Raw genomic sequence first — 20,384 nt, 5'->3', positions numbered from 1 at the left:
CGCCGGCAGCTTCGCGCTGCGCGCCGCTCCCGCGCCTGGGCCGGTCGGCCAGGTGCTGCTGCCCACGGTGGCCGTGGCGGCCTCGCGCGGCCCGGCGGCGATCGATGCGCCCTACGCGGGCGGGCAGGTGGCGGCCGGCAGCCAGCTTGGCGTGCTCGGCACGAAATCGGCGATGGATACGCCGTTCAGCGTCACGAGCTACACGCAGAAGAAGATTCGCGACGACCAGGCGCGCAGCATCGCCGACGTGTTGTTCGCGAACGATCCGTCGGTGCGCACCTCGATCGGCGCGAGCAACCGCTACGACGCGTTCACGATCCGCGGCCTGCGCGTGGCCAACAGCGACGTGGCGCTGAACGGCCTGTACGGCCTCACGCCGAACTGGCGGATCGGCACCGATTCGGTCGAACGGATCGAGCTGCTGAAGGGGCCGGCCGCATTCCTGTACGGGATGGCGCCGGGCGGCGGCGTGGGCGGCAACGTCAACATCGTGACCAAGCGCGCCGACGACGCGCCGCTCACGCGCGTGAGCGCCAATTACTCGTCGGACGCGATGTTCGGCGGCCATCTCGACGTGGGCCGCCGCTTCGGCTCGGACGATCAGTACGGCGTGCGGTTCAACGCGTCGATGCTGGGCGGCTCGACGCCGTACGACAGCGCCACCGCGCGCAGCGGCGACGTCTCGCTCGGCCTCGACTATCGCGGCGACCGCTTCCGGCTGTCGGGCGATTTCATCTATCAGAATGACCGCACCGAGGCGCAGGAGCGCGGCTACGCGGTGCAATCGGGCATCGTGGTGCCGGCCGCGCCGAACCCGGCCGTCAACCTGAGCCAGCCGTACGACTATTCGCGCTCGCAGAGCACCACCGGCATGGTGCGCGCCGAATACGACCTGACCCAACGCGTGACGGTGTTCGGCGCGGTGGGTGCGAACACGTTCCACTTCAACAAGCGCGAGGCCAGCGGCGGCACGATCATCAACAGCCGCGGCGACGTGAACGTCGGCACCAATGCCTGGCAGCAGGGGCAATACGACACCGTGACCGGCGAGGCGGGCGTGCGCGGCAAGTTCACGACCGGGCCGATCGATCACGAGGCCACCGTCAGCGCGAACGTGCTCAATCAGGTGTACCGGCTCGGCCAGACGGCGTATGCGAACTACTTGAGCAACATCTACGTGCCGGTCGCCACCGGCAGCGCCGTGACGTCGTCGTATCCGGAATCGAAGGCGTCGGAGCTGACCACGCGCAGCATCGCGCTGGCCGACACGATGTCGTGGCATCACGATCTCGTGCAACTGACGCTGGGCGTGCGGCGTCAGAGCGTCGATTCGAAGAGCTATTCGAGCACCACCGGCCGCGTCACGCGCGAGTACGACGACAGCGTCTACACGCCGATGGCCGGGCTCGTGATCCGGCCGATCCGGCAGCTCTCGCTGTACGGCAATTACGTCGAGGGGCTGACGCCCGGCCCCACGCCGCCGTCGACCGCCGTCAATTCGGGGGCGATCTTCGCGCCGTACAAATCGAAGCAATACGAGGTCGGCGCGAAGGTGGATCTGGGGCGCATCGGCTTCGGGCTGGCCGCGTTCCAGATCGACGTGCCGAACGGCGTGACCGATCCGACCTCGCACATCTACAGCCTCGACGGCCTGCAGCGCAATCGCGGCATCGAGCTGACCACCTACGGCGAGCTCACGCGCCGCGTGCGCGTGCTGGGCGGCGTGACGTTCTTCGACGCGCGGCAGCACGGCACGGCGGGCGGCGCCACTGACGACCGGTTCGCGATCGGCGTGCCGCACACGCAGCTCACGCTCGGCGGCGAATGGGATCTGCCGTATCTGAGCGGGCTGACGCTGACCTCGCGCGTCATCTATACCGGGCCGACCTACGTCGATGCGGCCAATCAGCAGGCGGTGCCGGGCTGGACGCGCTTCGACGTGGGCGCGCGCTACGCGTTCAAGGCGAGCCATACACCGATGGTCGTCACGGCGTCGATCACCAACGTGCTGAACCGGCGCTACTGGGAATCGAATCCGTCGGGGTATGTGGTGGGCGGCTCGCCGCGCATGGCGTGGCTGTCGGTGACGGCGGATTTCTGAGGGGAGGGGACGCGGCGGAGAAGCCGAACGGGCCGCGCGTGTCGATCGCCGCGGCCACGGCGCGCGCCCGTTCGCTGTTCTTCGCGGCGGACTAACCCGGCTCGACGATGTGAACGACGCTGTCGTCGTTCGCATCCGTCACCAATCCGAACGCGCCTTTGCTCGTTGCGTCGACGTTGACGCCGACGATTTCGAGAATTGCCGCGTCGGGCCAATCCTTGGTGCCCGACGGGTGGATGTCGATGATCTTGTAATGCCGTTTTTCATTGAGCATGACGCAATCGGCATTTTTACCCTTGAAATGCGAGGCGAGTTTCGTGGCCTTGTGGGCGAGCGTCAGCGCGATGACGTCGCTCAGCGACTCCGACGTCACGCATGTGACCATGCCCTTGGGGAACGTCACGATGGATTCCGGCGTGATGCGGCTTGCCGCTGCCTGCACCGGCGCGGCCGCTTCGGACGCGGGCGCAGCGACCGGGGCCGCCGAAGCCGGTTCGGCCTGCGCCGCGGCATGCGTCGCCGCCTGTTTGGACGAGGCGTCGTTCGGCTTGTCGTTCGTGGACGCGAGAAAGACGCAGACGAACATCCAGCCGAAGCAGATGATGCGAGCCTGCTTCCCATAGCCCTTGCGCAACAGGAACCAGACGAAAATGAACGGAAGGAAAAGAATGCCGAGACCCAGCGGAACACCGATCTTTCTGTCTGCGGGCCGGGTGGCGTTTCCATTGAGGCTCGGATTGGGCGTCGCGACCGGCACGTCCTGAGGCTTCGCGACGGGGCGCGTGATTTTTTCTTTTTCGAGTCGAATCATGTCCTGCTTTTACCCCCGGTTTTTTTGCAGGGGATTATATCGAAAGACATCGGCAAGGAAAGTGAAATGAAGCCGAAAAGGCCGATGCCGGTGAAATGCGTGTCGCGCTTGCCGGTTGCTATTTGATATGGGAATTGGATCGGGGGCGGCCATGGCAACCGTGCGATCAATGCCACGCGCGCCGGTTTCGCGACCACGCATTCGTTGCCTCGCCGCTTTTATCGCGTATGTCGAAGCAATACGGCGTCAGCACTGCGCGAGAGCCTCGGCTGGTCGATCGCGCAGGACCGCATTCGCGCAACCGGCGGCCAGCGAGGCCGGTGTAGGCGGTGCGCGGCTGCTGCGGGTTGCCGATTTGACAGCGTCGCGCACCGTCGATTATCGTCGCCGGCACCGGATGCGCCCCGCGGCGTCCGCGCTTCGTCATGCGGGAAGCCAATCGGAAGGGTGACTACAGGTATGGCCGAGGGATCTTCGCCCCGTCGTCCGGCGACCGCGCACGAGGTGGCGCGGCTGGCCGGCGTTTCGCAATCGGCGGTGTCGCGGGTGTTCACGCCCGGCGCGAGCGTCGCGCCGGCCACCCGCGAACGCGTGATCGCGGCCGCGGCGCAGCTCGGCTATCGCCCGAACCTGGTGGCGCGCTCGCTGATCACGCGCCGCTCGAACGTGATCGGCGTGGTGGTGCCGGCCAACGGCAACCCGTTCTACCAGCGCGCGCTCGAGCGCCTGTCCGCCGCATTCGCGCTGGCCGGCTACCGCGCGCTGCTGTTCCCCACCGATGCGAAGGCCGGCGCCGATCCGATCCTCGAGGACGTGCTGCGCTACCGCGTGGACGCGCTGGTGCTGATCTCCACCAGCTTCTCGTCGCGCTTCGCCGACGAATGCCTGCAGATCGGCCTGCCCGTCGTGATGTTCAACCGCAAGACCGACAGCACGGCCGCGTCGAGCGTGACGGGCCAGAACCGCGACGGCGCCGCGCGGCTCGCCGAATTCCTGGTGGCGGGCGGCCATGCGCGCTTCGCCTACCTGGCGGGCCTCGCGCAATCGTCCACCAACCGCGACCGCGAGGAAGGCTTCAAGGCCGGCCTCGCGCGCCACGGCGTGAAGCGCATCCAGCAGGAGGCCGGCGATTATTCGGCCGACGGCGCGGAGCGCGCCGCGCGCGCGCTGCTCAGCGCGAAGCGCCCGCCCGATGCGATCTTCTGCGCGAACGACCACATGGCGCTGGTGGCGATCAGCGTCGCGCGCGCCGAGTTCGGGCTGGCGGTGGGCGAGGACGTGTCGATCGTCGGCTTCGACGACATCGACATGGGCCGCTGGCCGCTGTTCGGCCTGACCACCTACAGCCAGCCGCTCGACGAGATGGTCGAGCGGGCCGCGCGCCTCGTGCTCCAGCAGTTGGCCGACGCGCAGGCGCCCACCGTGCAGGAGGTGGTGGCCGGCGAGCTGATCGTGCGCGGCTCCGCGCGGCTGCCGGCCGGCGGCCTGGAGGCGCGCGACGGCCGGCGCGTCTGGGTCGGCTGAGCGCGTCGGTTTTCCACATCGTTCCGGGTTAACGATAGCTCGCGCGAGCGAGCCGATTCTCGTACATTGGCGGCAATTGCATACGTATGCAATCTGATTTGCATACGTATGCAAATTCCCCTGAACCGATACGAAAGGTGCCCCATGGCTGTCTGGCTCAAGCAAGGCGCGGAAGCGGAAGTGATCAAGTCCGCCGCGAAGGAAGTGCGTGAAACCGTCGAGGCGACGCTCGCCGACATCGAGGCGCGCGGCGACGCAGCCGTGCGCGAGTTGTCGATCCGCTTCGACAAGCTCGATCGCGAGGATTACCGGCTGACGCAGAAGGAAATCGACGATTGCCTGTCGCAGCTCTCGAAGCGCGATATCTCGGACATCGAATTCGCGCAGACCCAGGTCGAGAACTTCGCGCGTCATCAGCGCGAATCGATGCGCGACATCGAGGTGGAAACGCTGCCGGGCGTGGTGCTCGGCCATCGCAACATCCCCGTCAACGCGGCCGGCTGCTACGTGCCGGGCGGCAAGTATCCGCTGCTGGCGTCGGCGCACATGTCGGTGATCACGGCGCGCGTGGCCGGTGTGAAGCGCATCATCACCTGCGCGCCGCCGTTCAACGGCAAGCCCGCGCCGGCGATCGTCGCGGCCCAGCACATGGCCGGAGCGAGCGAGATCTACTGCCTCGGCGGGATTCAGGCGGTGGGCGCGATGGCGATCGGCACGGCGAGCATCGCGCCCGTCGACATCCTGGTCGGCCCCGGCAACGCGTTCGTGGCGGAAGCCAAGCGCCAGTTGTTCGGCCGCGTCGGCATCGATCTGTTCGCCGGTCCGACCGAAACGCTCGTGATCGCCGACGACAGCGTGGACGGCGAGATCTGCGCCACCGACCTGCTCGGCCAGGCCGAGCACGGCCCCGATTCGCCCGCGATCCTGCTGACCACCTCCGAGGCGCTCGCGCGCGACACGATGCGCGAGATCGAGCGCCTGCTCGAGATCCTGCCCACCGCCAATATCGCGCGCCAGGCATGGCAGAAGTTCGGCGAGGTGATCGTGGCCGAGAGCGACGAGGAAATGGTTCGGATCGCCAATGAACTCGCGTTCGAGCACGTGCAGGTCATGACGAAGGATCCCGATTACTTCCTGGCCAACATGACGAACTTCGGCGCGCTGTTCCTCGGCCCGCGCACCAACGTGGCCTATGGCGACAAGGCGATCGGCACCAACCACACGCTGCCGACCAAGAAGGCGGCGCGCTACACGGGCGGGCTGTGGGTCGGCAAGTTCCTGAAGACCTGCACGTACCAGAAGGTGCTGACCGACGAGGCGTCGGCGATGGTCGGTGAATACACGTCGCGCCTGTGCGCGCTCGAGGGCTTCGCCGGCCACGGCGAGCAGGCCAACGTGCGCGTGCGCCGCTACGGCCACAAGGACGTGCCGTACGGCGGCGCGGCCGAGTAGGGCCCGCCCCCCGCAGGAGGAGATCGCGCAGCGCGCGCCGCATCGTGCGGCGCGCGCTGCGTCGCCATAGGTCGCCGGCTTCCCAACCCGGCGCACGACAAATACACGAAAGGGAATGTCATGAGTGTCCTCATCGCTCTCGCAGCGTTGTGCTTTCTGATGCTGGCCGCCTATCGCGGCTACAGCGTGATTCTGTTCGCTCCCATCGCGGCGCTCGGCGCCGTGCTGCTCACCGATCCGTCCATGACCGCGCCGATCTTCACCGGCCTGTTCATGGACAAGATGGTCGGCTTCATCAAGCTGTATTTCCCGGTGTTCCTGCTCGGCGCGCTGTTCGGCAAGCTGGTCGAGCTGTCGGGCGCGTCGCGCTCGATCGTGTCGGCGGTGATCGGCGTGCTCGGCCGCGAGCGCGCGATTCCGGTGATCGTGATCGTCTGCGCGCTGCTGACCTACGGCGGCGTGTCGCTGTTCGTGGTGGTGTTCGCCGTCTATCCGTTCGCGGCCGAAATGTTCCGTCAGAGCAACATCCCGAAGCGGCTGATGCCGGCCACCATCGCGCTCGGCGCGTTCACGTTCACGATGGACGCGATGCCGGGCACGCCGCAGATCCAGAACATCATTCCCACCACGTTCTTCAAGACCACCTCGTGGGCCGCGCCGTGGCTCGGCCTGATCGGCTCGGCGTTCATCTTCCTGGCGGGCGTGGCCTACCTCGAATATCAGGCGCGCCGCGCCGCACGCCGCGGCGAGGGCTACGGCGCGAACCTGCGCAACGAACCGGAAACGCCGGCCGACATGCGGCTGCCGCATCCGCTCGTGGCGCTCGCGCCGCTGGTGGTGGTGGGCGTGGTGAACCTGCTGCTGACGCGCCTGATTCCGCATTGGTACGCGCCCACGTTCAGCGTGAGCCTGCCCGGCATGAGCACGCCGATTCAGGTCGAGACGGCCAAGATCGTCGCGATCTGGGCCGTGCTCGGCGCGCTGTGCAGCGGCATCGTGGTGGTGCTGGCGTTCGGCTTCGCGTCGATCCGCGAGAAGTTCGCCGACGGCTCGAAGGCCGCGGTGGCGGGCGCGATGCTGGCCACCATGAACACGGCGTCCGAATACGGTTTCGGCGCGGTGATCGCGGCGCTGCCGGGCTTCCTGACCGTGGCGCACGCGTTGCAGTCGATCTCGAACCCGCTGATCAACGAGGCGGTGACGATCAACCTGCTGTCGGGCATCACCGGCTCGTCGTCGGGCGGCATGAGTATCGCGCTCGCGGCGATGGCCGACCGTTTCATCGACGCGGCCAACGCGGCCGGCATTCCGCTTGAGGTGCTGCACCGCGTGGCCTCGATGGCGGCGGGCGGCATGGATACGCTGCCGCATAACGGCGCGGTGATCACGTTGCTGGCCGTCACGGGGCTCACGCATCGCGAGTCGTATCGCGACATCTTCTTCATGACGGGTATCAAGGTGGCGGCGTCGTTCCTGGCGATCGCCGTGTTCTACACCACCGGGCTGGTGTGACGGCGCGGGCGGCGTTCAGCCGGCCGTTTCGACGTTGAACTGCCGCCCCACGTAATCGATGTGCACGAACATCGCGTCCTGCGCCGCGTCGGGGTTGCGGTCGCGGATCGCGCGATAGATGGTTTCGTGCTGCAACAGGCGGTCGCGCGCCTGCACGGCCGCGTTCGCGTTGTTGACGGTGGCATCGTAAGTATTGCTTGCGATGTGTTCGCGCAGCATCGTGATGACGCCCGCGTAGAACTGGTCGAGCAGCCGGTTGTGCGAGGCGGCTGTCAGTGTGGCGTGGAATTCGCCGTCGGTGCGCGCTTCCTCATCCACGTCGGCCTCGTGCACGGCCGCGTGCATCCGTTCGAGAATCGCCTCGAACTGCGCCATCTGCCGCGCCGAGGCGCGCTGCGCCGCGAAGCGCGCGGCCGCGCATTCGAACACCAGCCGGAATTCGAGCGTTTCCGAGCGCAGCGGCGGCGTTTCCGCGATCAGCTGCATCCACGGCGCGGCGATCCCCACCGGCTTGCTGCCGAGCAGGTACACGCCGCTGCCGTGCCGCGTTTCCAATAGCCCCTTGCTGACGAGCCGCGCGATCGCCTCGCGCACCGTGGCGCGCGACACGCCGAACGTTTCCGCCAGTGCGCGTTCGGCCGGCAGGCGTCCGCCCGCGAGCCAGCGTCCTTCCGCAATGCCTGTCTCGATCTGCCGGACGGTCTGATTCAGCGCACCCGTGCTTTTCATTCGATTCCCACCTTCGTTCTGCTGGTCTGCCGGCCGGCCCGAAAAGTGGCCTGACCAATTTGCGCGGGCCGCGAGGCGCGCCGCATGATGGCTGCACCCCGGCCCAGCGCGTGCGGCGTTCGACATGACACGCGCGGCCCGGCAGCCCGACCCCACAATCAGGAGGCATGACATGAGCTCGACGCTCGCCATCAAACTGCACGACAACGACGACGTGCTGATCGCCCGCGGCGCGCTTGCCGCGGGAACGATTCTCGCCGAATTCGACGATCTTGTCGCAAGCGCCGAGATTCCCCCCGCCCACAAGATCGCCTGCCGCGACGTCGCGCAGGGCGCGCCGGTGCGCCGCTACGGGCAGATCATCGGCTTCGCCACGCAGGCGATCCGCGCCGGCGATCACGTGCACGTGCACAACCTGTCGATCGGCGAGTTCAACCGCGACTACGCGTTCGGCGAGGATCTGCGCCCCGTCTCGCCGGCCGCCGAGCCGCTGAGCTTTCAAGGCTTTCGCCGCGCCGACGGCCGCGTGGCCACGCGCAACTACATCGGCGTGATCAGCACCGTCAATTGCTCGGCCACCGTCACCAAGCTCGTGACCCAGCATTTCAGCGCGCCGGGCGCGCTCGACGCCTACCCGAACGTGGACGGCATCGTGCCGATCACGCACAGCTTCGGCTGCTGCATCGATCACAACGGCGAGGGCATCCAGCAACTGCGCCGCACCATCGGCGGCTACGTCAGGCATCCGAACTTCGCCGGCGTGGTGATCATCGGCTTGGGCTGCGAAGCGAATCAGATGGGCGCGATGTTCGTGGCCGAGGGCGTCGAGCCGGGGCCGCTGCTGGTGCCGCTCGTGATGCAGGAAGAGGGCGGCACGCAGAAGACGGTGGACGCCGCGATCGCCGCCGTCGAACGCATGCTGCCGGTGGCGAACCAGGCACAACGCGAGCCGCTGCCGGTGTCGCACATCAGCGTGGCGCTGCAATGCGGCGGCTCGGACGGCTACTCCGGCATCACCGCGAACCCGGCGCTCGGCGCGGCGGTGGATCTGCTGGTGCGCCACGGCGGCACCGCGATCCTGACCGAAACGCCCGAGATCTACGGTGCCGAGCATTTGCTGACGCGCCGCGCCGTGAGCCGCGAGGTGGGCGAGAAGATCGTCGAGCGCATCCACTGGTGGGAATCGTATGCGGAGCGCGAGAAGGGCAGCATCGACAACAACCCGACGCCCGGCAACAAGGCCGGCGGGCTGACCACCATCCTCGAGAAATCGCTCGGCGCGGTGGCCAAGAGCGGCTCGTCGCCGCTGATGGGCGTGTACCGCTACGCCGAGCCGGTCGACACCCACGGCCTGGTGTTCATGGATGCGCCGGGCTACGACCCGATGGGCGCGACCGGCCAGATCGCCAGCGGCGCGAACCTGGTGGTGTTCACGACGGGGCGCGGCTCGTGCTTCGGCGCGAAGCCCGCGCCGTCGATCAAGGTTGCGACGAATTCCGCGATGTACCGGCGCATGGTGGACGACATGGACATCAACTGCGGCGAGATCATGGACGGCGGGGCGTCGGTCGAGCAGAAGGGCGAGGAAATCTTCCGGATGATCGTGGAGGTGGCCTCGGGCGGCAAGAGCAAGAGCGAGGCGCTCGGCGTGGGCAACGAGGAATTCGTGCCCTGGATGATCGGCGCGCAGATGTAAGACCGGCGGAAGTGGCGGCGTGCATGCCGCCGCTTCCCATGTCGCTCGCCGCACACGACAGCCGTTGCCGTCGCGCGGCTGAATTGCTCAGCAATACCAATCAGATTCCGGCGAGGCGCCGCGCTGCGCGCCCGATCCGGACGGAGACTCCGCATGAAAATCAAACAGGCCATCGAGCGCTTTCCCGGCGGCATGATGGTGATTCCGCTGCTCTGGGGCAGCGTGCTCAATACCTTCTTCCCGCACGTGCTGTCGATCGGCAGCTTCTCCACCCAGCTCGCGCACGGCGCCTTGCCGATCCTGGCCGTGTTCTTCGTCTGCATGGGCGCGGAGATTCAACTGCGCACCGCGCCGCGCGCGTTGCGCAACGGCGCGGTCATCACGCTGGCGAAGCTCGCCAGCGGCGTGCTGATCGGCCTGGCCGTCAGCAAGCTGTGCGGGCCGCAAGGCTTGTTCGGGCTGTCGGGCATGGCCGTGATCGCCGCCGTGACCAACGCGAACATGGGGCTGTATGCGGCGCTCACGCGCCAGTTCGGCGACGACATGGATCGCGGCGCGCTGGCCGTGCTGTCGATTCTCGAAGGGCCGTTCGTGACGATGGTGGCGCTCGGTTTGTCCGGCCTCGCGAAGATCCCCGTGATCGATCTCGTCGCGACCGTGCTGCCGATCGTGATCGGCATGGTGCTCGGCAACCTCGATGCGGACATGCGCCGCTTCCTCAAATCGGGCGGCGATCTGCTGATTCCGTTCTTCGCGTTCGGCCTCGGCGCGCAGATCAACCTGCACGCGATCCTCGGCGCGGGCCTGTCGGGCATCCTGCTCGGGCTGATCACGCTGGCCGCCGGCGCGGTGTTCAACGTGCTGGCCTCGCGGCTGGCCGGCGGCACCGGGGTGGGCGGCATGGCGGCCGCCACCACGGCCGGCAACGCGGTGGCCACGCCCACGGCGATCGCGGCGGTCGACCCGCGGCTCGGCGCGCTGGTGGCGGTGGCCACGCCGCAGATCGCGGCCTCAACGATCGTCACGTCCTTGCTCGCGCCGCTGGCCACGGCGGCTTATGCGCGGTGGCACACGCGTCGCGAGGCGGGGCGGCGGGACGCGCCGCATGAGGTGTCGCAGCCGGAACAGGCGACGGTAGACGCGTGACGAACAAGCCCGGCTTTGGCCGGGCTTGTTCGTATGGCCAGTTGCCGAGGCAACGACGGCACGCGTAATGCGTACGCCGAGCAAGGCGCGGCCGCGCTCTCGCCCCTGAACGGACTTGCCGGCCCAACGCGAATCGAAAACGCAGTGAAGCGATCGCATTCATCGCATTTCCAACCATGCGGCCGCGTGCGTTTCTCGGCCAGTCTCGCGGCGCGACGAGCAGGCGTTGCGCTTCGACGCCGCAAGCCGGCGCGAACGACGAAAGCCGGCGAAGCGGACACGCGCCGCTTCGCCGGTTCAATCACGGCGCGGAAGGCGCGGCCCCCGCCGAAAACCGCATCGCGCACGAGGCCCGATGCTCAGCCCAGACGGATCGACAGTTCCACGTCGTCGCCGACCGGCGTCGACAGATAGCCGCTCGACGGCGCGCGCACGCGCGCCAGATAGTCGGGGCTGAAATCGGCGTTGTCGGCGACGATCAGCGCGCCGGGCCGCAGGCGGCTTTCCACGCGGTCGAGCACGTCGGTGTAGAGCGCCTTCGCGCCGTCGAGCAGCAGCAGGTCGATGCTGTCGGGCAGGCCGGCGGCGAGCGTTTCCAGCGCGTCGCCCTCGCGCACCTCCACGAGATCATGCAAGCCGCCCGCGTGCAGGTGCTCGCGCGCCTTGATCACCTTCGACGGCTCGAACTCGCTGGTGATCAGCCGCCCGCCGCCGTTGTCGCGCAGCGCGGCAGCCAGGTGCAGCGTCGAGATGCCGAACGAGGTGCCGAATTCGACGATGGCGGTCGCCCGGCAACCGCGCGCGAGCATATAGAGCAGCGTGCCGGTGTCGCGCGACACGGGCAGCCAGAGGTCCTTGAGCCGCGTGTAGAGATCGCGGTATTCGGTCTTGCTGCGCAGCAGGCGATCGCGTTCGGCTTTCGGCGTGCGCGCCAGTTCGGGGCTGGTGGCCGCCGCGGCCTGTTCGAACAGGCGGTCGAGCAGCGGGGCGAGCGGGGCTTGGGTCAGGGTGCTCATGAAGGCTCCGTCAACGGTTGAGCGCCGGATGGCGCGTCGGTAAAATGCGATGAATCTGTCGCGTTCTAGAATACGACGGCTTCGTCGCATTTCCTATTCGCATTGTTTCGACGTCCAAAGCACGCCATGGCCACTTCCCGATCCCCCCGTATTTCCGCGCGCAAGGCGCCGCAGCAGGCTCGTTCGACCGAACTGGTCGCGGCCATTCTCGAGGCGGCTATTCAGGTTTTGGCCAAGGAAGGCGCGGCGCGCTTCACCACGGCGCGCGTGGCCGAGAAGGCCGGCGTGAGCGTCGGTTCGGTCTACCAGTATTTCCCGAACAAGGCGGCCATCCTGTTTCGTCTGCAGTCCGACGAATGGCGGCGCACGGCCGAGATGCTGCGCGCGATCCTGGAGGACGTGCGCGATGCGCCGCTCGTGCGGCTGCGCAAGGTCGTGCATGCGTTCATCCGTTCCGAATGCGAGGAGGCCGACATGCGCGTGGCGCTCAACGACGCCGAGCCGCTCTATCGCGACGCGCCGGAAGCGCACGAGGCGCGCGCGTCGAGCGAGGGCGTGATCGAGGCGTTCATGCGCGAAACGCTGCCCGATGCGCCGGCCGCCCGGCTCGCGCTGGCGGGCGAGCTGGTGGTGGCGACGCTGACCGCGGTCGGCAAGCAGTTCTCGGAGAAGCCGCGCACGGCGGCCGAGATCCGCACCTATGCCGACGCGATGGCCGACATGCTCGATGCCTATTTGCGCGAGCTGGGACACCGCTGAAATATTCGGGCGGTAAGCTCGTGCCGGCCGCCGCCGATCCCCGCCGAGGCGCCGCTATTTTTCGTTGCGTTCGTCAAAAAAGCGTAATAAAAAATCGCCGTTTAACGTTTTCTTGACATTTTTTGGATTGGCGTGGTATTAAATGCACCGCTCAATCCAGATGACGTAGGAATTTCGGTTCAAATAACTGAAACAATATCGATCGGCGAGTCGAAATTTCCCGCAGGCAGGGGCGTGTGGGCGGTAAGTTTGATGTAATAAATAGACCAGGCCAATGTATATCATTGAATTACTCAGAACCGACGTGCCGGGGCGGATCAAGAGCTCGATATACATTACGTTATTGGCGGGCCTGGCCAACATCATTCTGATCGCATTGATCAATACCGCCGCGAATCAAGCCGCGCGCGCCCAATCGATCGATACCAAGTTACCTTTGCTTTATTTGATTGCGTTCGCGATTTTCTACATCGCGAACCGCGCCTCGCTGCGCGAAGCGAACCGCTTCTTGCAACAGCGTCTCGATGCGCTCCGCCTGCGCATCGCCAACAAGATCCGCCACGCCGAACTCCGCGCGCTGGAAGGGATCGGGCGCGGCGAGATCTTCGCGACGCTGGCTCAGGAAGCGGGCCAGGTATCGCAGAATTTCCCGTTGCTGGTCAGCGCCGCGCAAAGCGTCTGCCTGTTCGCGTTCTGCATGCTTTATATCGCATTGTTGTCCCCGATATCGTTTGCGGTGATCGCATCTGCCACGATCTTCGGTATTTCGTATTTCTGGCAGCGCCGCAAAACGCTCGATGCCGCGATGATCGCGGTGCACGTTCAGGAAGCGCAAATGCTCGATTCCCTGAGCCATTTCACCGATGGTTTTCAGGAAATTCGGCTGAACGCCGATAAAAACGATTCGCTGTTTCGCCGCTATACCCAAATCGTCGAGCGACTCGAAACATTGGTGAGCGGGGTAGGCGGGAAATGGGTGGTGCTGCTGTTGTTCAGCAATGCATTTTTATATGCATTGCTGGGCGTGGTGATTTTCGTTCTGCCGATATTTTTTTCAGGTTATACCGGCATCATCTACAAGATCGCGGTTGCCGCGATCTTTTGCGTTGGGCCGGTGACGGCGGTGACGGCGGCCGCGCCGATTTTCGCGCGGGCCAATATCGAACTCGAACACGTGTTCAAGCTCGAGCAGCGCCTCGACGCGCGCGCCGGCCTCAACGTCGGCCCGGCGCCCGATGCGCCGTCGCCGTTCGAAGGCTTTCGCGACATCGTGTTCCAGGGGATCGAGTTCGCCTACCAGGATGCCGGCGGCGCGGTGCTGTTCGGCAGCGGCCCGTGGGATCTGTCGCTGCGGCGCGGCGAGCTCGTGTTCCTGCGCGGCGGCAACGGCAGCGGCAAATCCACGGCGATGAAGCTGATGTGCGGCCTGTATCGGCCCGACGCGGGCGCGATCCTGGTGGACGGCGTGCCGGTCACGGCGCAGACGCTGCAAAGCTATCGCGAGCTGTTCTCGTGCATCTTTCCCGATTTCCATCTGTTCGACCGGCTCTACGGTCTCGACCACATCGAGCCTGCGCGCGTGCGTGCGCAGATCGAGCGCATGGGGCTGGCGGGCAAGGTGGAGTATGTGGACGGCGGTTTCTCGACCCACAATCTCTCGACCGGGCAGCGCAAGCGGCTGGCGATGATCGTCAGCCAGCTCGAGGATAAGGAGATTTACCTGTTCGACGAGTGGGCGGCGGATCAGGACGAACGCTTTCGCGACATCTTCTACACGGAGCTGCTGCCCGAACTGCAACGCCGCGGCAAGACGGTGATCGCGGTCACGCACGACGACAAGTATTGGCACATGAGCGATCGCCTGATCACGCTCGATCTCGGCCTGATGACCGAGCGCGCCACCGACACGCACGCCTGAGCGGCCCGCGCCCATGAAAATCCTCGATTTCGTCCGACACGCGAGCCGTGGCGAGTTGCGCCTGATGGCCATCCTGACCTCGATCGCCGGCCTCGCCAACGCGCTGCTGGTGGTATCGGTCAACAGCGTGGCGCGCTACGTGGCGCAGGGCAAGCAGCCCGGCGTGGCGGCCTGCCTGACCTTCGTCGGCATCTTCTGCATCTATTACGCGTGCGACCGGATCGCGCTGCTGCGCGCCAACGCCGTCATCGAGCGTCTGCTCAAGCAACTGCGGCTGAGCGTGGTCGACAAGCTGCGGCGCAGCGAACTGCGGGTGGTCGATCAGCTCGGCCGCGGGCAACTGATTGCCGCGGTGTCGCAGGAAACCAATCACCTGTCGATCACGTTCCCGATTCTCGTCGACAGCGTGCAGCAGGCCGTGCTGCTGATCGCATCGCTGGTCTATCTCGCCTATCTGTCGCCCGCCGCGCTGGCCGTGTTCGTCGCCTCGGTGGCGCTCGGCGTATTCGGCTATATCAGCATCAGCCGGCAGTTCCGCGAATCGCTGGGGCAGGTGGCCGCCACGCACGCCGCGATGCTCGACGTGCTCAACGGGATCATCGACGGCTTCAAGGAAGTGCGCCTGAACGGCCGCAAGAGCGACGCCGTCTACGAGACCTACCGCGACATGTCGGAGCAGACCGAGGCGATGCTGGTGGAATCGGGCGAGCACCTCGCGTCGATGATCCTGCTCAGCAGTTTCGTCACCTACCTGATGCTCGGGGTGGTCGGCTTCGCGTTCCCGCGTTACCTGGACGGGCAGCGGATGATCGTGTTCCAACTGGTGCCGACGCTGCTGTTCTGCATGGGCGCGCTCTCGAAGATCGTCGCGCAATCGCCGATGTTCGTGCGGGCCGAAGTGGGCCTGCAGGGCGTGCTGCGCATCGAGCAGCAGCTCGACGAGGCCGAGCACGTCACCACCGCCCAGGCCCGCGCGGCCGCGGCGGCGTTCGAGGGTTTCGCGCGCATCGACTACCGGGGCATCGCGTTCAGCCACCGCGATGCGGAGGGCGGCAAGGTGTTCACCTCGGGGCCTTGGGATCTGCACCTGACGCGCGGCGAGATCGTGTTCCTGGTGGGCGGCAACGGCAGCGGGAAATCCACGGCGGCGCGGCTGCTCACGGGCCTCTACCGCGCGGACGCGGGCGCCATCCTGGTGGACGGTGTGCCGCTCGACAACGCGTCGCTGGTGGGCCTGTCCGAGCAGTTCTCGGCCATCTGGGGCGATTTCCACCTGTTCGACCGGTTGTACGGCAGCGAGCAGGTCAGCGCCGAGGACGTGAACCGGCTGATCGCGCAGATGGGGCTGGCCGGCAAGGTCGCCTATCGCGACGGCGGCTTCACCAACCTGAATCTCTCGACCGGCCAGCGCAAACGCCTGGCGTTGATCGCGGCGATGCTGGAAGACCGGCCGATCTACGCCTTCGACGAATGGTCGGCCGAGCAGGACGTGCATTTTCGCGAGCAGTTCTACATGGAAATCCTGCCGGGGCTGCGCGCGCGGGGCAAGACGGTGGTGGCGGTGACGCATGACGAACGCTATTGGCCGGTGGCCGATCGCGTCGTGAAGTTCGACCTGGGAACGGTGCAATGGGAGCGCACGCGCGCGCAGCTAGAGGGCGGATTGCAATGAAGGCATTCATGTTTGCCGGACAGGGCGCACAGCGCGTCGGCATGGGGCGCGAGCTGTTCCGGTCGTTTCCGCGCGAAGTCGCGCTGGCCGACGCCGTGCTCGGTTATTCGATCGAGGCGCTGTGCACCGAGGGGCCGGCCGAGCGGCTCGGCCAAACGCAATTCACCCAGCCGGCGCTGTACGTGGTGAGCGCGCTGGCCTACCTGCAGCGCAGCGCCGCCGAAGGCCGCCCCGATTACCTGCTGGGCCATAGCGTGGCCGAATATGTCGCGCTGTTCGCGGCCGGCGTGCTCGATTTCGAAACGGGCCTGCGGCTCGTCAAGCGGCGCGGCGAATTGATGGCGCAGGCGTCGGGCGGGGGCATGGCCGCCGTGCTGGGGCTGGACGCCGGGCAGGTCGAGGCGCTGCTGGCGCAACACGGCCTGCGCACGGTGCATGCGGCCAATTTCAACACGCCGCGCCAGATCGTCATCTCGGGCGAGCGCGACGCGATCGAACGCGCCGAGCCGCTGTTCATGGCCGGCGGCGCGAGCTATTACAAGGTGCTGCAGGTGAGCGGCGCGTTTCATACGCCGTTCATGGCCGAGGCGCAGCGCGCCTTCGGCGCATTCGCCGAAGGCGTGGTGTTCAACGCGCCGGCCGTGCCGGTCATCTCGAACGTCAGCGCGCGCCCGCACGCGAACGATCCGCAACGGATTCGCGAGGCCATGGTGCGGCAGATCGCGGCGCCCGTGCGCTGGTCGGACAGCGTGCGCTACTTGCTGGCCAAGGGCGTGGACGCGGCCGATTTCGAGGAGATCGGATCGCACGAGGTGGCGGTGGTCAAGCCGATGGTGATGCGGATCCGGAACGAGGCCGGGCCGCTCGACGCGGCGAGCCTCGCGCGCGAGGAAGCGGCGGCTGCGGCTACGGCTGCGGCTACGGCGCTGGCCGCGCGGCAGGCCGATGCGGCGCGGGAAGCGGCCCGGGCGGTGGAAATGCCGGCGGGTTTCGCTGCAACGGCTTCGGATCAGGCGACGGTATCGGCATCGGCTCCGGTATCGGCACCTGCTCCGGCATCAGCCCCTGCTCCGGCATCAGCCCCTGCTCCGGCATCAGCCCCAGCCCCCAGCATCGCCGGTTTCACCGCCGGCTCGCTCGGCTCGCGCGATTTCTGCGCGGATTTCGGGGTGCGCCATGCCTACCTGAGCGGCGGCATGTATCAGGGCATCGCCTCGGTCGACATGGTGGTGGCGATGGGCCAGGCCGGGCTGCTCGGCTTCTACGGCGTGGGCGGCATACCGATGCCGAAAGTGGAGGCGGCGATCGTCGAGATCCAGTCGCGGCTCGGGGCCGGCGCGCCCTACGGCGTCAACTTCATCGCCCACAGCAATTTCCCGCATCTCGAGGAGCAGCTCACCGATCTGCTGTTGCGTCACGGTGTGCGCGTGATCGAGGCGTCCGCGTTCATGGAGGTCACGCCGGCGCTGGTGCGGTATCGCGCCAAGGGCCTGAGCGCCGACGGCGGCCGCATCCGCGCGGCGAACCGCATCATCGCCAAGGTGTCGCGGCCCGACGTCGCGGAGCAGTTCGCGTCGCCCGCGCCCGAGCGCATGCTCGCCAAGCTGCTCGACAGCGGGGCGATCACCGCGCAGGAGGCGCAGTGGCTCCGGCAGGTGCCGATGGTCGACGCCCTGTGCGTCGAATCCGATTCGGGCGGCCATACCGATCAGGGCATGCCGTTCACGCTGCTGCCGGCCGTGCTCGGCGTGCGCGACGCCTGCCAGGCGCGCCTGCCGCGCTTCGGGCCGATCTACGTCGGCGCGGCGGGGGGCATCGGCACGCCCGCGGCGGCGGCGGCCGTGTTCGTGATGGGCGCCGATTTCATCCTGACCGGCTCGATCAATCAGTGCACGGTGGAAGCGGGCACCAGCGATCTGGTCAAGGACATGCTGCAGGAGATGCGCACCTACGACACCGAATACGCGCCGTCCGGCGAGATGTTCGAGCTCGGTTCGAAGGTGCAGGTGCTGAAGAAGGGCATCTTCTTCCCGGCGCGCGCCAGCAAGCTGGTCGCGCTGCACCGGCAGTACGGCGCGCTCGACGAGATCGACGACAAGACCCGCCAGCAGATCCAGGAGCGCTATTTCAAGCGCAGCTTCGAGACCGTGTTCGACGAGGTGCGCGCGGCCTATCCGGCCGCCGAGATCGAGCGCGCCGAACGCAATCCGAAATACCGCATGGCGCTGATCTTCAAGCGCTATTTCAAGGATGCGACGCGCTGGGCGCTGGCCGGCGACACGGCGCACAAGGTCGATTTCCAGATTCACTGCGGCCCGGCGCTCGGCGCCTTCAATCAGTGGGTGAGCGGCACCGCGCTCGATGCCTGGCGCGAGCGCCGCGTGGCCGCGCTCGCGGATCGCCTGATGGACGAAACGGCGACGTTGTTGAACCGGCGCTTTGCCGCCATGCGCAGTACGGGAGCATGAAGATGACGACATCGGGATTCGCCGCGACGCCGATCGCGATCATCGGCGTGGGCGTGCGCCTGCCGCAGGCCGATTCGCTCGACGCATTCTGGGCCCATCTGGCCGCGCAGCGTTCGCTGATCGGCGAAGTGCCGCCGCAGCGCTGGGACGCCGCGGCCTGGCGCGGCAATCCCGCCAAGGGCAACAAGACGGCGAGCATCTGGGGCGGCTTCGTCGAAGGCGCCGATTGCTTCGACGCGCCGTTCTTCAACATCTCGGCGCGCGAGGCGGCCTGGATGGATCCGCAGCAGCGCTTCGCGCTCGAACTGGCCTGGCACGCGATCGAGGACGCCGGCTACCGGGCGGGCCGTCTCGCGGGTTCGCGCACCGGCGTCTACATGGGCGTGTGCCATTGGGATTACGCCGAGCTGATCGAGAAGAACCTCGATCACGTCGACGCCTACACGCCCACCGGCATCGCGTTCTCGATCATCGCGAACCGGATCTCGCATTACTTCGACCTGCGCGGCCCGAGCATCGTCAACGACACGGCCTGCGCCGCCTCGCTGACCTCCGTCTACGAGGCCGTGCGCGCGCTGCAGTCCGGCGAATGCGAGCAGGCGCTCGCCGGCGGCGTCAACCTGATCTGGTCGCCGAATCATTTCGTGGCGTTCTCGAAGAACGGCATGCTGTCGCGCGACGGCAGCAGCAAGGCCTTCGACCAGCGCGCCGACGGCTACGTGCGCGGCGAGGGCGGCGCGATGCTGCTGCTCAAGCCGCTCGATCGCGCGCTGGCCGACGGCGATCCGGTGCATGCCGTGATCCGCGGCATCGGCGTGAATCACGGCGGGCGCACGAACGCGCTGACCGTGACCAACCCGCAGGCGCAGGCCGAACTGATCGCGCAGGTGTGCCGCGACGCGGGCGTGGGGCCGGACGAGATCGACTACATCGAGGCGCATGGCCCGGGCACGCCGCTCGGCGATCCGATCGAGATCGCCGGCCTCAAGCAGGCGTTCGGCGCGCTGCACGCCGAGCGCGGCACGGCGCCCGCGCCGGACAGTTGCGGCATCGGCTCCGTGAAGACCAACATCGGCCATCTCGAGGGCGCGGCCGGCGTGGCCGGGATCGTCAAGGTGCTGGCCGCGCTGCGGCACGGCGCGTTGCCCGGCAACGTCGGTTTCGAAGCGCTGAACGACCTGATCGATTTCTCCGGCAGCCCGTTCCGGATCCAGCGAGACACCGCGCCGTGGCCGCGCCGCGAGGACCGGACGCGGCGCGCGGGCGTCAGTTCGTTCGGCTTCGGCGGCAGCAATGCGCACGTCCTGCTCGAAGAGGCGGGCGCCGCGCCGGACGCGCTGCCCGCCGATGCGGGCGAGCTTTGGCACGTCGTGCCGTTGTCGGCGAAGGACGAGGCGCGGCTCGCCGAGAGCGCCGCGAACCTGCTGGCCTTCATCGAGACGCAGGCGCCGCGCGTGCCGTTGCGCGATCTCGCCCATACGTTGCAGACCGGCCGCGAGCCGATGGCGGCGCGCGCCGCATGGGCGGTGCGCGATTACGGCGCGCTGGGCGCGGCCTTGCGCGCGCTTCAGGCCGGCGAG

The 20,384-nt window shown here is 67.3% G+C and carries 14 protein-coding genes; 11 read left to right on the top strand and 3 right to left on the bottom strand.

Annotation, left to right across the window (positions count from 1 at the left end; all coding sequences use genetic code 11):
• Positions 1–2,101: TonB-dependent siderophore receptor (locus G3N92_RS17400; RefSeq protein WP_206128778.1), on the top strand; the 2,101-nt coding region annotated here is incomplete at its 5' end.
• 91 nt (positions 2,102–2,192) lie between these two features.
• On the opposite strand, the gene G3N92_RS17395 is transcribed toward G3N92_RS17400, so the two are convergent.
• Positions 2,193–2,912: a hypothetical protein gene (locus tag G3N92_RS17395; protein ID WP_206128777.1), complete on the bottom strand. Its 720-nt coding sequence runs from the start codon at positions 2,910–2,912 to the stop codon at positions 2,193–2,195.
• A 459-nt stretch (positions 2,913–3,371) separates the two neighbouring features.
• Here G3N92_RS17395 and G3N92_RS17390 point away from each other — a divergent pair, with 459 nt between their 5' ends.
• The 3 genes from G3N92_RS17390 (at position 3,372) to G3N92_RS17380 (ending at position 7,400) form a co-directional block, all read left to right on the top strand.
• A complete protein-coding gene (locus tag G3N92_RS17390; RefSeq protein ID WP_206128776.1) occupies positions 3,372–4,436 on the top strand; it encodes a LacI family DNA-binding transcriptional regulator in 1,065 nt (354 codons plus the stop codon).
• A 144-nt stretch (positions 4,437–4,580) separates the two neighbouring features.
• Entirely contained in the window at positions 4,581–5,888 is a 1,308-nt protein-coding gene (gene hisD, locus G3N92_RS17385) for a histidinol dehydrogenase (protein WP_206128775.1), read from the top strand.
• A 120-nt stretch (positions 5,889–6,008) separates the two neighbouring features.
• Entirely contained in the window at positions 6,009–7,400 is a 1,392-nt protein-coding gene (locus G3N92_RS17380) for a GntP family permease (protein ID WP_206128774.1), read from the top strand.
• A 15-nt stretch (positions 7,401–7,415) separates the two neighbouring features.
• Here the strand turns inward: G3N92_RS17380 and G3N92_RS17375 are convergent, their stop codons facing one another.
• Positions 7,416–8,129, bottom strand: coding sequence for a FadR/GntR family transcriptional regulator (locus G3N92_RS17375; protein ID WP_206128773.1), 714 nt, complete (start codon positions 8,127–8,129; stop codon positions 7,416–7,418).
• 172 nt (positions 8,130–8,301) lie between these two features.
• Here G3N92_RS17375 and G3N92_RS17370 point away from each other — a divergent pair, with 172 nt between their 5' ends.
• Positions 8,302–9,825 carry an altronate dehydratase family protein gene (locus tag G3N92_RS17370; RefSeq protein WP_206128772.1) on the top strand — a complete coding sequence of 508 codons (1,524 nt, stop codon included), beginning with the start codon at positions 8,302–8,304 and terminating at the stop codon, positions 9,823–9,825.
• 153 nt (positions 9,826–9,978) lie between these two features.
• Complete coding sequence (locus tag G3N92_RS17365; RefSeq protein ID WP_206128771.1) at positions 9,979–10,971, top strand: 2-keto-3-deoxygluconate permease; 993 nt, start codon at positions 9,979–9,981, stop codon at positions 10,969–10,971.
• A gap of 359 nt (positions 10,972–11,330) precedes the next feature.
• Here the strand turns inward: G3N92_RS17365 and G3N92_RS17360 are convergent, their stop codons facing one another.
• Entirely contained in the window at positions 11,331–11,987 is a 657-nt protein-coding gene (locus G3N92_RS17360; RefSeq protein ID WP_206128770.1) for a class I SAM-dependent methyltransferase, read from the bottom strand.
• 126 nt (positions 11,988–12,113) lie between these two features.
• Here G3N92_RS17360 and G3N92_RS17355 point away from each other — a divergent pair, with 126 nt between their 5' ends.
• The 5 genes from G3N92_RS17355 to G3N92_RS17335 all read left to right on the top strand — a co-directional run.
• Positions 12,114–12,746, top strand: coding sequence for a TetR family transcriptional regulator (locus G3N92_RS17355; RefSeq protein WP_206128769.1), 633 nt, complete (start codon positions 12,114–12,116; stop codon positions 12,744–12,746).
• Between the two features lie 274 nt (positions 12,747–13,020).
• Entirely contained in the window at positions 13,021–14,664 is a 1,644-nt protein-coding gene (locus G3N92_RS17350; protein WP_206128768.1) for a cyclic peptide export ABC transporter, read from the top strand.
• Positions 14,665–14,677: 13 nt separating this feature from the next.
• Complete coding sequence (locus G3N92_RS17345) at positions 14,678–16,336, top strand: cyclic peptide export ABC transporter (protein WP_206128767.1); 1,659 nt, start codon at positions 14,678–14,680, stop codon at positions 16,334–16,336.
• A gap of 8 nt (positions 16,337–16,344) precedes the next feature.
• Positions 16,345–18,804: an ACP S-malonyltransferase gene (gene fabD / locus G3N92_RS17340; protein ID WP_206128766.1), complete on the top strand. Its 2,460-nt coding sequence runs from the start codon at positions 16,345–16,347 to the stop codon at positions 18,802–18,804.
• Positions 18,805–18,806: 2 nt separating this feature from the next.
• On the top strand, positions 18,807–20,384 hold a 1,578-nt coding region (locus tag G3N92_RS17335; RefSeq protein ID WP_241014845.1), incomplete at its 3' end, for a polyketide synthase.

The sequence above is a fragment of the Burkholderia sp. Ac-20379 genome (genome assembly GCF_017104645.1).
Taxonomy (GTDB): Bacteria; Pseudomonadota; Gammaproteobacteria; order Burkholderiales; family Burkholderiaceae; genus Burkholderia.
This window is presented reverse-complemented; position numbering and strand designations above follow the sequence as displayed.